This is a genomic window from Marinobacter salicampi (assembly GCF_011074795.1).
GTDB lineage: Bacteria > Pseudomonadota > Gammaproteobacteria > Pseudomonadales > Oleiphilaceae > Marinobacter > Marinobacter salicampi.
The window spans coordinates 87,913-102,531 of sequence record NZ_JAAMPF010000018.1 but is presented as its reverse complement, the minus strand read 5'-3'; the positions used below and the strand labels follow the sequence as shown (position 1 = coordinate 102,531).

Genomic DNA, 14,619 nt, shown 5'->3' with positions numbered 1-14,619 from the left:
CTAGCGGCGGCGCACGGTGGTTCCTGCCTCACCGACCAGAATACGGGCGGCGTCCTCCAGCCGGCCGATGCCCGCCATACCGCCGGTGCGGCTGGCGAAGTCGCAGGCTGAGGTCACCTTGGGGCCCATGGAACCGGCGGCAAAATCCATGGTGGCAAGCTGATCCGGGTCGGCATGGGAAATAGCGTGCTGGTCCGGGCCGCCCCAGTCGGCGAAGACTGCCTCCACATCCGTCAGCATCAGGAAGGCATCCGCTTTCAGGTTTTCTGCCAACAGACCGGCGGCCCGGTCCTTGTCGATCACCGCTTCAACGCCTTCAAACTGGCCGTCGGCCCTGCGTATGACCGGAATGCCCCCGCCGCCGGCGCACACAACCACGACGCCCGCCTCAACCAGCTGCTGTAACACATCAAGCTGAAGAATGGCACGGGGCAAGGGCGATGGAACGGTCCTGCGCCACTGGCCAGCTGCCTCTTCCACAAAGCTCCAGCCTCGCTCGTCTCCAAGCCGACTCCTGGCCTCTTCGCCATACACCGGACCGATCGGCTTGCTGGGGCTGGCAAAGGCCGGATCATTGCCATCCACCTGAATCTGGGTCAGCAGAGTCGCGCAACGCGCGCCTTCAGGCAGTGCATTCATCAGCTCCTGCTCAATCACATAGCCGATCATGCCTTCAGTTTCAGCGCCCAGGATATCCAGCGGGTACGCAGCGACTTCAGTGTAGGCCAGGGCCTGCAGCGCCAGCAGGCCCACCTGGGGACCATTGCCATGGGTGACAATGATCTGATGATCTACGGCCAGCTCTGCCAGCGCCTTTGCCGCGACTCGGACATTCCGGCGCTGGTTTTCCGCGCTCAGGGGCTCACCCCGGCGCAACAGGGCATTACCCCCTAGTGCCACGACAATACGCATGTGTCAGCCTCCCAGGGTGGCGACCAGAACGGCCTTGATGGTGTGCATGCGGTTTTCAGCCTGATCGAATACCACCGACGCCGGCGACTCGAAGACTTCCTCTGTCACTTCCATGCACTCCAATCCGAACTGCTCATAGATTCGCTGCCCGACCTTGGTGTCGCGGTTATGGAAGGCCGGCAGGCAGTGCATGAACTTGGTGTGGGGATTGCCGGTGGCGGCCATGACTTCCGAAGTCACCCGATAGGGCTCAAGCAGTTTGATACGACTGGCCCAGACCTCGTCCGGTTCACCCATGGACACCCAGACATCGGTATAAATGAAGTCGCAGCCCTGAACCGCATCCGCAACGCTTTCGGTCAGGGTTATCCGCCTGCCTGTACGAGCAGCAATGGCGCGGCAGGTGTCCACCAGCTCAGGGTCCGGCCAGCACGCCTTTGGGGCGCAGAGTCGGATATCCATACCGATCAGCGCGGCGCCGGTCATCAGGGAGTCGCCCATATTGTTCCTTGCGTCGCCCATGAAGCAGAAGCGGATCTCCGACAGGTGCTTGTGGGTGAACTCCCGCATGGTCATGAAGTCGGCCAGGATCTGGGTGGGGTGAAACTTGTCGGTCAGGCCGTTGTATACCGGCACTCCGGCGTAGCTGGCCAGTTCCTCGACTTTTTCATGCTCGAAGCCCCGGTACTCGATGCCATCGTAGAGACGGCCCAGAACCCGGGCGGTGTCTTTCATGGTTTCCTTGGAGCCGAGCTGGCTGCCGGAAGGGCCCAGGTAGGTGACGTGGGCGCCCTGGTCATGAGCCGCCACCTCAAAGGCGGCGCGGGTCCGGGTAGAGTCTTTTTCAAAGATCAGGGCAATGTTCTTGCCCTTGAGTCGGGGCTCCTCAAAGCCGCCGTACTTGGCAGTCTTGAGAGAGGCAGCCAGCTTGAGCAGGAAGCGAATCTCCAGAGGCGTGAAATCGAGCAGTTTGAGCAGGCTACGGCCGTGAATATTGACAGGCATGACAGACCTCAGAATTAGGAAGTTGAATCAGAGCCGGTAGCAGCTCAGACCGGATCACGTACCAGTGGGCAAGTCATGCAATGACCACCGCCCCGGCCCCGGCCCAGTTCCGAGCCCGGTATGGTAATCACCTCGACACCGGCTTTGCGCAGCATGGTATTAGTGTGGGTATTGCGGTCGTAGGCCACTACCACCCCGGGCTCGAGGGCAATCACGTTATTGCCGTCGTCCCATTGTTCCCGCTGGCTTTCATAGGCATCGCCACCGGTAGGAATGACCCTCAGCTGTTTAACGCCGATAGCCTCAGCGACCACCTCCAGGAAGTGTCGTGACTCTGCAGTACACTCGAGACTGTCGGGCCGGTCGCCGGGGCGGATGGAATAGGCTTCTATCCGGTTGACCACCTCTGAGAAGACCGTCACCAGGTCCCGGTCACAGAAAGTGAACACCGTATCCAGGTGCATGTAGGAACGCTCCCGGGGCAGCTTGCAGGCGATCACGCGCTCGGCAGCGCCCTGGGCGAACAGGGCCCGGGCGATCTGGCTCACGGCCTGGGGTGTGGTCCGCTCCCCCATGCCGATCAGCACCACACCATTACCCACGGGCATGACATCACCACCCTCACAGTACGCAAGGCCATGGTCGGCATCCGGATCGCCCCACCATTCAGTAAAACCGGCGTCCCGGAAGTCCGGATGGAAGCGGTAGATGGCCGTGACGTTCAGGGTTTCCAGTCGCCGGGCATTCCAGCGCATGGGATTAAGCAGCACGCCACCGAAGACCCAGCAGCTGGTGTCACGGGTGAACAGGTGGTTGGGCAGAGGTGACAGCACGAAATCCTCTGGCAATAGCGACGGGGCAAATACCCCCGTGGCCGCCACTGGCAGCTCAGCCCGGCTCATACCACCCACCAGAATGGACGACAGCGGCTTGGCGTCCATTTCCATCAGGCAGGCATGAAGGTCGTCTGACAGCCCCACACCGACGGTATTGTCGGAGATCCGGCGATCCAGTAACCAGCGCTTGGCCTCCTGATCGTTCAGTGTCTGCTCCAGCAGTTCCCGCAGGTAAACCACCTCGGCACCCCGGTAGCGCATGGCATCAGTAAACGCCATATGCTCGATACGCGCCTGCTTGACCCAGACCAGGTCGTCGAACAGCAAGTCCTGGTGGTTGGCCGGGGTCAGGCGGGTAAGTGCAAGCCCGGGTCTGTGTACCAGCACCCGGCGCAGCTTGCCGATTTCCGAATGAACTCCATACTGTATAGTCACATTTCGCTCCTTGATCAGGCCAACAGGGCCGCGACGCTGAGGCAGACCGAGATGATCACCGTCAGTATCAGCAACAGGGGCCCCATGAATTTAAGCCAGCGCTCATAGGGAATGCGCCCGATGGCAAGCGCTCCCATGACCACTGCAAAGGTGGGGTTGATCAGATTGACCAGGCCATTGGCCGACTGATAGGCGGTCACTACCAGTTCCCGGCCGACACCGGCGAAGTCTGCCATGGGTGCCATGATCGGCATGGTCAGAACCGCAAGGCCGGAAGACGATGGCACGAAAAAGGACAGCATGACCTGGAGCCAGTACATCACATTGATAAAGACCACGGTGGAGAAGCCGGTCACCATCTCTTCCGACCAGTGCAGGATAGTATCGGTGATCATCCCCGCATCCATGATGACCACGATGCCACGGGCAAGGCCAATGATCAGGGCCACCCCCAGAAGGTCCCGTGCGCCGTCCACGAAGCTTGTCACCAGCCGGCTTTCACCCAGCCGCGCCACAAGCCCCACCACAATACTGGCGGCCAGGAACAGGGCGGTCATCTCGCCCATCCACCAGCCCCCCATCAGCACACCCCAAACCATTACGGCAAACGTCAGGCCGAAAAGCACAAGCACCAGCTTGTGGATACCGGTGAAAGTCTCGACTTCCTCCAGGGGGCGGGAGGTGGCGAACTTCTGCTTGTCCTCTTCCCGATGGTCGTACACGATTGATTTTGAAGGATCCTTGCGAACCTTCTCTGCGTAACGCATGACATAGGCGACGCAGGCAATAAAACAGAGCACAAGAATGACCAGCCGCAGCACCATACCTTCGGTAAACGGGATGCCCGCAGCGTCCGAAGCAATAACCGTGGCAAAGGCGTTGACTGTGGAGCCCAGCACCCCGACACCGGCACCGAGGAGTATGATCGCCACTGCGGTCACGGCGTCATACCCAGCGGCGATAATGATCGGAATGAGCAGCATGTAGAACGCCAGCGTCTCCTCGGCCATGCCATAGGTGGTGCCGCCGAGCGCAAACAGACCCATCAAGATGGGAATCATCCATTTCTCGTGGCCGGTCATGCGTTTCATGGCCCGGGTAATGCCCGCGTCAATGGCCCCGGTGGCGGTTACAACACCGATAAACCCCCCGATAACCAGCACAAATAGGGCAATATCAATGGCATTGGCTTCGTAGGTGTCCGGGCTGTACAGACCGGCAATAGGTGCCATCAGCACATCAAACAGACCCTGGGGATTCGCTTCGACTTCCTGGTAGGTGCCCGGCACCGGCACATCCCGACCAAGCTCATCGCTTGCCACGCGCTCGTATTGACCGGCAGGCACAATCCACGTCATGGCAGCGACCACGACAATCAGCAAGAAAAGAATGGTAAAGGCCGACGGAAAGCGGAATCGGCTCGGTTTTTCTTCAGAGGACGTGGCCATGACGGGTTCCTTGACGGCAATGGCAGGGTGGAGCTCACGCTATCACTGCCCGCAGAGGCACCGGTTGATGCAGGTCAATCACATAACCGTGATCAGGGAAACTGCCTATGATCACTGCGGTGAATATTTAACACTTGTTTAAAGTTGAAGTGTTCCAATACTGGCGTGGCTCAACGTGGCCAGTGTGGCCATGTATTTGGTTGCCAACCATGCACTTGGCCGAGGCCCCAACCGGGTAGATGTGGATGAAACACTCATGCCAGCAGCCCCGGCCCTGTAACCCTCCCGGGCACTACCTCAGGACTGGAATGTCGTTGGCAGCACCCGGCCGAGCTTATCGCGGCCCAGGCGCTCGTCGAACCGGTCGCCGGTCCAGACCGGCTGGCCCGCAATCATGACCAGAGGCACAACGCCGTCGGACCGGTTCACCAGTTGCTCATGCTGGAACTCGTCCCGATAGATGCGTCGGGCACTGGTGTCGGGGTCGAAGCGCTGGAGCTGTTCCGGGTCCACCAGAATGATGTCGGCCACATCGCCTGTTTCAATGGTGCCGCCCTTGACTCCGAATACCTCGGCCGGGTCTCGGGTCAGCCGCCGAACCATATAGGCCACATCCGCATCTCCGCCTTCGGAAGCTAACCGCAGGGCCCGGAGATTGCCGTCATAAAATGCCATATTGGTCAGGTGTGCCCCGCTGTCATTGAACCCGGGCAAAAGCTGGGGGTCCATCAGCAGGCGGCGGGTCATCTGCGGGTTGCGATTGGCGGAGACCGTGTACCACTTTACGTCAAGATCAAAGGCCCGCAACATGGCCAGAACGAAGTCTGCCTCGTCCTTTACGTCGCTGAAGTAGTCCTGAACGATCTGTTTCTCGTGTTCATCCTTGAAGGTGGCGCCGCCTGAGTTCAGGGCCTTCACCCGATCAAAGATCGCGGCGAAGGTCCAGCCCTGCCAGAGCTCCAGCGGACAGACCTCGACGGTCATGTCTTCCATTGTCCGGTTGAAGGCGTAGTCCTCCAGCCTGAGCAGGCGCTTAAGGCGCGCCATGCCATAGCCCTGCTTGCCGGTCATCCACATGGCCTTGAACTGGGCAATGTAGACCGGGTCATCCAGCAGGGCGCGGCGCCCGTCCCGGTCTTCGAGTTCTTTTTCGTTGAGGGCGCGCAACTCGGCTATTTCTTCCGCCAGAGGTGTGATCGCCCCGTCCGACCAGGTCTTGAACGGCGCCGCCAGGGCCTGAAGATGGAAATTGCCCTGCAGTGCCCGGGAGTTCAGCACCCGGGCCAACAGGCGGGCAAGCCGGACGATCTTGCGGTTACTGTGCACATCCAGCGCTGCCACCACGGTGGTTTTCAGGGGCTTACCATGCAGGCGGCCACTGGTGAGCAGGAAGGTGCGAATGGTACCGATCGTGCTGTCCTTGGGCGGCGTTGCCTGCCAGGTGGCACCTTTGCGCCGGACCACCTCGGTCAGGCGACGGATTTCCTGATAGCCGGCAAACTGGGTGGGAATGGTCTTGCCGGTGTTGGGCTGGTTGGCCAGGTAATGGAACGGCAGGGCATCGGTGGAAAACCCGGCATAGCCCTCATCCAGGGCATCGGCGAGCATGGACTCCATTGCCGCCAACTCCGCTTCGGTGGGGTCCCGGGAAATGCTCTCTTCAAACCCCATGACTTCAATGCGCAACATGGAGTGGGGCACCAGAGTAACAAGGTTGGGCCCCAAGGTCAGGCGATTGAGGTGTTCGATGTACTGCCGGGGCGTTTCCCAATCGACTTTGTCGGCTGTAGCCCTGAGCACCGACTTTGGAATGTTCTCGACTCGGGCGTAGCAGTCCACGATAGGATCCGCCCCGGCTTTACGCTGGGACCCGAACGCCAGCCCGAGACTGCAGTTGGCGATCACCACCGTCGTGGTGCCATGGCGCACAGACTCCGGCAGGCCCGGGGCTACTTCCAGTTCGAGGTCATAGTGGGTATGAATGTCAAACAGGCCCGGCATTGCCCAACGGTTTTGGCCATCAATGACTTTTTTGGCCTTGCTGGCATCCAGGAGCCTGCCGCGGGCGGCAATTTTGCCATCGGCAATCGCGATGTCTTCAACAGCGGCGTTGGCGTTACCGGAGCCGTCAAATACCTTGGCGCCCTGAATCAGAAAGTCCCACTGATGATCACTCATTGCCTATCTTCTCCTGGCCGGAACTCGACCTTACTCTTTGGGTTGGTGCTGCCAGCTTCAGGAAGCTGGCAGACTACCGTCAATTGATATTCCAGGGATCGCTCCTAGACTTGAAGCCGAGTTCACAGTTTAGCTCACAATCTCACAATCGCTGACTTACCGGTAACGCCTCCCACAAAGGAGCTTTTATGACTCCCGATCAATGGTTCAGTAAAGGTCAGCTACACGATGTCGAGCAATATCGACTGTTTGTCATTGATGACGGCGAACCCGGGCAGGAAACCGTCCTGCTTATTCATGGTTTCCCAACCTCGAGTTGGGACTGGCACGGGATCTGGCCGGCCCTCCGGGCGCACTACCGGGTGGTGGCAATGGACATGCTGGGGTTCGGATTTTCCGATAAACCGACCAGACACCGTTATTCCATCCACGAGCAGGCGGATCTGGTCGAGGCTGTGGTTCGCAGGCTGGGCCTGGAGCGCTTTCATGTACTGGCCCACGACTACGGTGACACCGTCGCCCAGGAATTGCTGGCGAGACAGAACAGAAACATGGGTGCCGGTGACTGGGCAACGGTGGCCTTCCTGAACGGCGGCCTGTTTCCGGAAACCCATCGGGCCCTGCTGACCCAGAAGTTGCTGCTAAGCCCACTGGGGCCTCTATTCAACCGGCTTTCGAACAGGAAGAAGTTCGACAGCGCCATGAGCCGGGTATTCGGCCCCAACACCAAACCGGATACCCAGACCCTGGCGTATTTCTGGCAACTGGTGTGCCATAACAACGGCCGCCATATCTTCCATAACCTGATCACCTACATGAACGATCGCAAGAAGCACCGCGAGCGCTGGGTCGACGCCATCCGCCAGGCGCGGGTGCCGGTCTGCCTGATCAATGGCTCGGCCGACCCGGTATCCGGTGCCCATATGGTGGCACGCTTCCAGGAGCTGGCTCTGCCTCTGGACTATCTGGCGGAACTGTCAGGAATCGGTCACTACCCACAGGTAGAAGCGCCCGGGTCCGTTACCCGGCACTATCTCCAGTTTTTACGGCAAGCCCCGGACTCCTGAACCCGGGACTGCGATTCCTTTCCATGAGGTGACGATTTTTTAATGACAGTTGTCCACTACAACCTGGGGAAAAACAGCTATATGTAGGACTAAGGGTATTTTTTTGCGGTCCTATCGACGGTTCAGCCCGGGTATACCTGAGCAGGAGTTCATCTCCGCAGTCATCGGGTTGTTATAGTTCTGCGTAAGCCCGACGACGTGTTCAGGCTTTGAGTCCTGTTTTTCGTTGCCAGCCGGACGCTGGTAAGAACTCGGAGATTCATTTTCGGGTTGAACGGTCCCTGAACCAGACCACCATAAAAAGGAGTCTATTTATGAAGCCACATCAATACTTGGGACGCACCGCCATAGTCCTGGGTCTTTCCGCAACGATCGCGGCCTGTGCCGGGCCGGGCCCCAAACCTGATAGTGAGCTCCAGGCTGCCCAGTCCGCTGTAGACCGCGCGGAAGCGTCGGATGCCAGAGAGTACAACCCGGTTCTTCTCAACGACGCCCGCAACAAGGTGGCCGATGCCGAGGAGTTGATGGAGGACGAGGAATATAAGGAAGCCCGACGCCTGCTGGAACAGGCCGAGCTTGATGCCCGCCTGGCAGGCGCCCGGTCCGAGACCGATAAGGCCAGGCAGGCAGTGGAAGAGGTAAACGACAGCATTAATAAGCTGCGCCAGCGCCTCAACTCTGAGCAACAGTAAAGCCCGGGATAAGGAGAGCATTATGTTTAATCGGAAACCGCTTATAGGGATCTCAGTGGGGCTGTCTGTTTTGATGGTAGGTTGCGCAGGTACCCCGGAAGATAACGAACGGCTTGTGGAGGCCCGCTCACTCTACGGTCAGATAGAAAACGATACCAACGTTGTCCGCAGCGGCCCCGCTCAGCTGCGGAGTGCCAAGACGCGTATCAATGAAGCGGAAGAACTCCAGGAAGAAGACGCCACCGACGACAAGATCGAGCATGTTTCTTACCTTGCCCTTCGTCACACCCAGATTGCTCACGAGCAGGGCAAGCAGGCCAAACTGCAGGAAGAGATAAACTCCGCAGAGCAGCGTCGCGAGGAAATGATGCTGCAGATGCGCACTGACGAAGCCCAGCAGGCCCGTCAGGAAGCCCAGCAGCTGCGTCGGGAAATGGAACGTCTCCAGGCCGAGCAGACTGATCGCGGCATGGTACTGACGTTGGGCGACGTATTGTTTGGTGTTAACGAAGCATCACTCAAGCAATCCGGCGAGCAGACCGTCCAGCGCCTGGCTGAATTCATGAGAGAGTATGAGGACCGCCGTGTCCGTGTTGAAGGCTATACCGACAGCACCGGCGATGCGGCCTATAACCAGGAGCTCTCCGAGCGCCGCGCATGGTCAGTCAAGGAAGAACTGACAGAACGGGGCATCGACGGTGATCGCATTGAGGTCCAGGGCTTCGGCGAAGCGCATCCGGTCGCCAGCAACGACACCGCTTCGGGTCGTCAACAGAATCGCCGGGTTGAGATTGTCATCTCCGATCAGGACGGCAACATCCAGTCCCGTTAACCGCAGTCGGGCACACCCTGGCGCAGGCTATAGTCGTGCGCCACACTTTGTCTCACCTGGGCCAGTCTGACTGGCCCTTTTTTGTTCCAGCTCAACTGCGGCCCGACCAATCAGCTTGCATCTGTGCCGGGATTGATTGATGGTTAATTTTGATTTTTGTCTCAATTTGAAAGGGAGGTCATTCAATGAGCGTACTCTTGCTGTTGCTGAGTGCACTGGTTCTGCTCTACCTGGGAAAGGGCGGCCTGGTTGCCGCGGTTGTGCTGACCCTGGCTACTGTTCTGGGGTTCTGGATTGATGGCTGGCATCCGGTCAGCATTATATTTGGCGGCGCACTGCTGATTGTCAGTCTGCTACTGATCTTCCCAAGCAAAATCCGCCGGGATAGGTTAAGCACGCCCTTGCTGGGCTGGGTCCGCAGCCGCTTGCCGACGCTGTCCGATACCGAGCAGGAGGCCCTGAACTCCGGCAGCGTGGATTGGGATGGCGAGCTTTTTTCCGGCCAGCCCGACTGGTCCACTCTGTTGGGCTACAGGCCGGCAAGACTGACCGACGAGGAACAGGCGTTCATTGATGGCCCTGTGGACACTCTCTGTAGCATGCTGGACGACTGGTCAATCACCCATGAGCAGTTCGACCTGCCCGAAGAAGTCTGGGCCTACATCAAGGAACAGGGCTTTTTCGGCATGGTGATCCCCAAGGAGCACGGGGGCAAGGGCTTCACCGCCACCGCCCACTCCGAGATCGTCATGAAGGTTTCCACCCGGAGTGTCTCGGCCGCGGTTACGGTCATGGTGCCCAACTCCCTCGGCCCGGGGGAGCTGCTGATGCATTACGGCACCGAAAAGCAGAAATCCTGGTACCTGCCGCGCCTGAGCAAAGGCGAGGAGATTCCCTGTTTCGCCCTTACCTCGCCCGTTGCCGGTTCTGACGCGGGCGCCATACCTGACCGGGGCATCGTCTGTGAAGGCGAATGGAACGGCGAGAAGGTGCTTGGCCTGAAAGTTACCTGGAACAAGCGCTACATTACCCTCGCCCCTGTGGCCACCCTGATCGGCCTGGCTATCAAGGTTTACGATCCGGATCATCTGATCGGCGACGCCGACAACGTGGGCGTTACCTGCGTCCTGGTGCCCCACGATACCGAAGGGGCCAACGCCGGGCCACGTCACCTGCCCATGAATACCGTCTTCATGAACGGGCCGACCTGGGGCGAAGATGTGTTTATCCCCATGGACCAGGTCATCGGCGGCCAGGCCATGGTCGGTAATGGCTGGAAGATGCTGCTGGAATGCCTGTCCATCGGGCGCTCGATCTCACTGCCCGCCCTGGGTACCGGCGCCGGCAAGCTGGCCTGCCTCACCACTGGCTCCTATGCCATGGTCCGGGAACAGTTCGGCCGTTCCATCAGCAATTTCGAAGGCGTCCAGGAAGCCCTTGAGCCCATTGCCGGCTACACCTACATGATGGACGCCGCCCGCAAGCTGACCTCCGGCATGCTGGACCGTGGCGTTCGGCCGTCGGTGCCTTCGGCGCTGCTCAAGTACCGTAACACCGACATCATGCGCAACGTGATCAACCACGCCATGGATGTGGTTGCCGGTCGCGGGGTTATCACCGGGCCACGGAACTTCCTGGCCAGGGCCTACCAGGCAGTGCCTATTGCGATCACCGTGGAAGGGGCCAACATCCTGACCCGCAGTCTCATGGTCTTCGGCCAGGGTGCCATCCGCTGCCATCCCTTTATTGTGGATGAGATCCAGGCCGCCAACATGGACGACAAGAAGAAGGCGACCCGGCAGTTCGACGGCGTCTTCTACCGGCACATCGCCCATACCACCCGAAACGGCCTCAAGACCTTTGTGCTGGGCCTTACCAATGGCCTGGTGGAGCCGGTGCCGGACAAGGGCAACATCAAGCCCTACTATCGTCAGCTTGCCCGTTTCTCGGCCGCCTTTGCCCTGATGACAGACGTCACCCTGCTGACCGTGGGCGGCGGCCTGAAAGCCCGCCAGCGTCTGTCCGGTCGCATGGCCGATTGTCTGGTTCACCTCTATTACGCTAGCGCTGTCATCAAGCAGTGGCATGACGAGGGCTACCCGGACGATCAGCGTTTATTGGTGGAATGGTGCCTGCAGATTTCCCTGTTTGACTTTCAGACCCAGATGAAACGGGCCATCGAGAACTTCCCCGTTCCCGCGCTACGCATACCCATGAAAATGCTGGTTTTCCCGTTGGGTAGCGGCCGGCTGAAGGCACCGGATGATCGCCTGGGGGCCAAAGTCGCCAACCTGATCGTCAAGGACGAGCCGATCCGCCAGCGTATCTCAAGGGGCGTGTACTTCAATGAGAGCCCGGATGATGCGGTGGGCCGGGTGCTGAACGCCTACCGACTTGCCAATGAGACCAATGACGCCCGCCAGCGCCTGCAGGATGCCATCCGCAAGCGCGACCCGGAAGAGCTGGGCCGCATCGACATGCTCATGGGCCATGAGCGCAAGCAGCTGGTTGACTGGGCAGTGGAGCAGGATATCGTCAAGGAAAGCGAGAGCGAACACCTGCTGGAAGCCATGACAGCCCTTTACGATGTGATCCGTGTGGATGCCTTCGACGCCGAGGGGATCAAGGAGTTGTCTAAGTGTGCCACCGGCAAGCGTCGGCTGGTGGAACGGGAAACACCCCTGGCAGATGGAGGCTGACCTCCATCAGAACCGGTTGAGCAAGACTCTCCGGTAAAACCACCCTGAGCCCCGCCGCTGCCCGTCAGCGCCGGGGCTTTTTCCTGTAGCGGGCAAGGGTGCTCCTGACGGACCCCAGATAGCCGCCGCCAAACAGATTGAGATGGTTGAGCAGGTGGTAGAGATTGTAAATATCCGCCCGGGACGCCCACTCGGGATCACACTGGCTGGCTCCCTTATACGACTCGTAGAAAGCCTGGGGAAAACCGCCAAACAGCAAGGTCATGGCCAGCTCGGCTTCATGCCAGCCGAAGTGTGCTGCCGGGTCAACCAGCACCGGTTCCCCACGGGGACCACAGTGGGCGTTACCACTCCAGAGATCGCCATGAAGCAGGCTCGCCGGCTGGGCCGGAACCCAGTCCTCAAGGTGATCCGCAACATAGGCCAGCGCTTCAAAATCGTGCTGATCCAGCAGTCCTGCTGCCAGTGCCAGCCGGCCCTGATACAGCAGGCGGGCCTCCCGGAAGTACCGGAAGCCATCCGCAACCTGGGGGTTGGGCTGGGGCGTCAGACCACAGTAGTTGTCACCGGCAAAACCGAAGGCCTCAGCGGTATGCCGGTGTAAACCTGCAAGCTGCTCCCCGAACCTGGGCCAGTAATCCCTCGCCCTGGCACCATCAAGCCATTCCATCGCCAGGTAGTTCGATGCCACTGCCAGAGGCTGCGGCGTCCTGATTGCCCCTGTCCTGGCCAGAGCACTGAGGCCCTGGGCCTCGGCCTCGAAGAAGCCCGGCGGGGGCGAGCCGTGACTTTTAACAAACACTTTGCGGCCATCCGCGAAATTCAGCTGCCAGGCCTCACTGATACTGCCGCCGGCCACTGGGGAGACACTGTCTGGCTGACCGTAATCAATTGCCACGAGGGCATCGGATATAGAGGTGGGAAGGACCATCGGTGGTTTTCCTCCTGTCCGGGTCAGAGCAAGGCCCTGATAACCGAGCCCACGCTGATAACCATGACCAGCAGGGCAACCATTCCGATCACGCCGTCCCTGGCGATGATAGCCAGGCCAAAGGTCACGAACGCCAGGCCCGCGCCGTTGGCACTGAAGGGAATCAGCTCGAAGGCCGGCATTGCCAGGGCAATGATGATGCAGCATGTCACCATGACGTAGAGCCCGGGCCCGGTCACCAGGTAGGTCAGCCGTGGCCGGGCGAGCCGGTCGATAAAGCGGGCTGGCTTGCGCAGCCATTCCGTACCCCGTACCAGCTTGTCCCGGGACATGTGACGCCGGGCCAGCCAGGATGGCAGCCAGATGTGATCACGCTGCACCGCTATCTGGCCCACAGTAAGCAGCACCAGCAGGGCTATCAGCGTCGGCACCCCGGGTATGTCCCCGATCAGCGGGGCCAGAACAATCAGTCCGGCCAGGATCAGGATCGGGCCAAAAGACCGGGGTCCCACCGATTCCATGACCCCTTCCACTGTTACAGTCACGTCATCCCTGGATCTGTCCCGGATCCGGTCAAGCAGCTGTTCAAGGGTGGTTGGGTCTTCCGATGTGGTCATCCTGAATCTTCCTCCTGTCGCAGTCCTGTGCGAATGGCCTCCTCAATCAACCAGCGTCGCAATAGCTGGATGCCGGGCTCCTTCCGGCGGCTGGTTTTAAAGGCGAAATAGAATATATCGCCGGTCACCAGAGAATGACAGGGCACCCGGACAAAATCATCCGAGTCGCTGCGGTTGCTGAGCATGTAGTCGTTTGTCAGGGCGATACCCTGGTGGAAGCGCGCGGCTTCCAGGGCCAGCAGCATATGGCTGAAGTGCTGGATCCGGGTCGACGCCGGTATGGGCTCGCCCACCGCCTTGAACCATTCCTGCCAGTCGCCGGCGTGGCGGCCGTATATGCTATGGGTGGAAAGCAGAGGGTACCGGGAAATCTCACCCGGGGTAAGGCTCGCCCTGCCCTCCTCTGCCTGACGCTCCGGCAGAGCCAGTTCCCGGCTCAGGGTCTGCCAGTACTGCTGGCTGCAGACCGGAAACAGCTGCTCCCGATAGAGCAGGTCGTAGCTGAACGCCGGGGACCGGGTATGAATGGTGATGAAGCAGTCCGCCACCCGATCAGACAGGGCCGGGGATTCACTGGTCATCTCCAGCACCAGATCCAGTTGCGAGTGCCGGCGCTGCAGGTCCGGCAGGCGGGGCACCAGCCACCGGACAGCAAAGGAACTGAACGCCGACAGTCTCAGGCGTGCCTCTTCATGCCCCAGCAATTGCAGGGTGGAACGCTCGATCTGCATCAATGCCGAACTGACGGTTTCCAGGTACTGGCCGCCTTCAGGGGTCAGGGTCAGATAACGACCGGTGCGAACAAAGAGTTTCTCCCCCAGCCAGGTTTCCAGACTCTTGATCTGATGACTGACTGCGCTCTGGCTGACATTCAGCTCCTGCGCCGCCCGGGAGAAACTGTTGAGCCGGGCAACGGCCTCGAAAACCGGCAGGGCATTCAGCGGGGGCAGTTTCATTATCTATTTTT

At 59.9% G+C, this 14,619-nt stretch carries 12 protein-coding genes; 4 read left to right on the top strand and 8 right to left on the bottom strand.

Features of this window, described 5'->3' with window-relative positions; genetic code table 11:
* The 5 genes from arcC to G7W63_RS09495 form a co-directional block, all read right to left on the bottom strand.
* Entirely contained in the window at positions 1 to 912 is a 912-nt protein-coding gene (gene arcC / locus G7W63_RS09515; protein ID WP_166256653.1) for a carbamate kinase, read from the bottom strand.
* 3 nt (positions 913 to 915) lie between these two features.
* A complete protein-coding gene (argF, locus tag G7W63_RS09510) occupies positions 916 to 1,917 on the bottom strand; it encodes an ornithine carbamoyltransferase (protein WP_166256650.1) in 1,002 nt (333 codons plus the stop codon).
* A 44-nt stretch (positions 1,918 to 1,961) separates the two neighbouring features.
* Positions 1,962 to 3,188: an arginine deiminase gene (locus tag G7W63_RS09505; protein ID WP_166256647.1), complete on the bottom strand. Its 1,227-nt coding sequence runs from the start codon at positions 3,186 to 3,188 to the stop codon at positions 1,962 to 1,964.
* Between the two features lie 14 nt (positions 3,189 to 3,202).
* Positions 3,203 to 4,636, bottom strand: coding sequence for a YfcC family protein (locus G7W63_RS09500; RefSeq protein WP_166256644.1), 1,434 nt, complete (start codon positions 4,634 to 4,636; stop codon positions 3,203 to 3,205).
* A 297-nt stretch (positions 4,637 to 4,933) separates the two neighbouring features.
* Positions 4,934 to 6,814, bottom strand: a complete 1,881-nt coding sequence (locus G7W63_RS09495; protein WP_166256641.1) for an N-acyl-D-amino-acid deacylase family protein — start codon at positions 6,812 to 6,814, stop codon at positions 4,934 to 4,936.
* A 188-nt stretch (positions 6,815 to 7,002) separates the two neighbouring features.
* Here G7W63_RS09495 and G7W63_RS09490 point away from each other — a divergent pair, with 188 nt between their 5' ends.
* From G7W63_RS09490 to G7W63_RS09475, 4 genes are all read left to right on the top strand, one after another.
* Complete coding sequence (locus G7W63_RS09490) at positions 7,003 to 7,881, top strand: alpha/beta fold hydrolase (protein WP_166256638.1); 879 nt, start codon at positions 7,003 to 7,005, stop codon at positions 7,879 to 7,881.
* 314 nt (positions 7,882 to 8,195) lie between these two features.
* On the top strand, positions 8,196 to 8,573 hold the full coding sequence (locus G7W63_RS09485) for a DUF4398 domain-containing protein (protein ID WP_166256635.1): 378 nt from the start codon (positions 8,196 to 8,198) through the stop codon (positions 8,571 to 8,573).
* A gap of 22 nt (positions 8,574 to 8,595) precedes the next feature.
* Complete coding sequence (locus G7W63_RS09480; protein WP_166256632.1) at positions 8,596 to 9,405, top strand: OmpA family protein; 810 nt, start codon at positions 8,596 to 8,598, stop codon at positions 9,403 to 9,405.
* 185 nt (positions 9,406 to 9,590) lie between these two features.
* Positions 9,591 to 12,104 (top strand): acyl-CoA dehydrogenase, encoded by a 2,514-nt coding sequence (locus G7W63_RS09475; RefSeq protein ID WP_166256629.1) that lies wholly within the window; start codon positions 9,591 to 9,593, stop codon positions 12,102 to 12,104.
* 64 nt (positions 12,105 to 12,168) lie between these two features.
* Here G7W63_RS09475 and G7W63_RS09470 read toward each other — a convergent pair whose 3' ends face one another.
* Genes G7W63_RS09470 through G7W63_RS09460 form a run of 3 tightly spaced genes read right to left on the bottom strand, consistent with a single transcriptional unit; the run spans position 12,169 to position 14,608 of the window.
* Positions 12,169 to 13,035 carry a fructosamine kinase family protein gene (locus tag G7W63_RS09470; protein WP_166256626.1) on the bottom strand — a complete coding sequence of 289 codons (867 nt, stop codon included), beginning with the start codon at positions 13,033 to 13,035 and terminating at the stop codon, positions 12,169 to 12,171.
* Positions 13,036 to 13,058: 23 nt separating this feature from the next.
* Positions 13,059 to 13,652 (bottom strand): exopolysaccharide biosynthesis protein, encoded by a 594-nt coding sequence (locus tag G7W63_RS09465; RefSeq protein ID WP_166256623.1) that lies wholly within the window; start codon positions 13,650 to 13,652, stop codon positions 13,059 to 13,061.
* Positions 13,649 to 14,608, bottom strand: coding sequence for a LysR family transcriptional regulator (locus G7W63_RS09460; protein ID WP_166256620.1), 960 nt, complete (start codon positions 14,606 to 14,608; stop codon positions 13,649 to 13,651). Before G7W63_RS09460 ends, G7W63_RS09465 begins: the two co-directional genes overlap by 4 nt.
* Between the last annotated feature and the right edge of the window lie 11 nt (positions 14,609 to 14,619).

Coding starts and splice junctions, on each gene's coding strand:
- G7W63_RS09480 (WP_166256632.1), top strand. CDS start 8,596: ATGTTTAATCGGAAACCGCTTATAGGGATCTCAGTGGGGCTGTCTGTT.
- arcC (WP_166256653.1), bottom strand. CDS start 912: ATGCGTATTGTCGTGGCACTAGGGGGTAATGCCCTGTTGCGCCGGGGT.
- G7W63_RS09495 (WP_166256641.1), bottom strand. CDS start 6,814: ATGAGTGATCATCAGTGGGACTTTCTGATTCAGGGCGCCAAGGTATTT.
- argF (WP_166256650.1), bottom strand. CDS start 1,917: ATGCCTGTCAATATTCACGGCCGTAGCCTGCTCAAACTGCTCGATTTC.
- G7W63_RS09475 (WP_166256629.1), top strand. CDS start 9,591: ATGAGCGTACTCTTGCTGTTGCTGAGTGCACTGGTTCTGCTCTACCTG.
- G7W63_RS09485 (WP_166256635.1), top strand. CDS start 8,196: ATGAAGCCACATCAATACTTGGGACGCACCGCCATAGTCCTGGGTCTT.
- G7W63_RS09470 (WP_166256626.1), bottom strand. CDS start 13,035: ATGGTCCTTCCCACCTCTATATCCGATGCCCTCGTGGCAATTGATTAC.
- G7W63_RS09460 (WP_166256620.1), bottom strand. CDS start 14,608: ATGAAACTGCCCCCGCTGAATGCCCTGCCGGTTTTCGAGGCCGTTGCC.
- G7W63_RS09490 (WP_166256638.1), top strand. CDS start 7,003: ATGACTCCCGATCAATGGTTCAGTAAAGGTCAGCTACACGATGTCGAG.
- G7W63_RS09500 (WP_166256644.1), bottom strand. CDS start 4,636: ATGGCCACGTCCTCTGAAGAAAAACCGAGCCGATTCCGCTTTCCGTCG.
- G7W63_RS09465 (WP_166256623.1), bottom strand. CDS start 13,652: ATGACCACATCGGAAGACCCAACCACCCTTGAACAGCTGCTTGACCGG.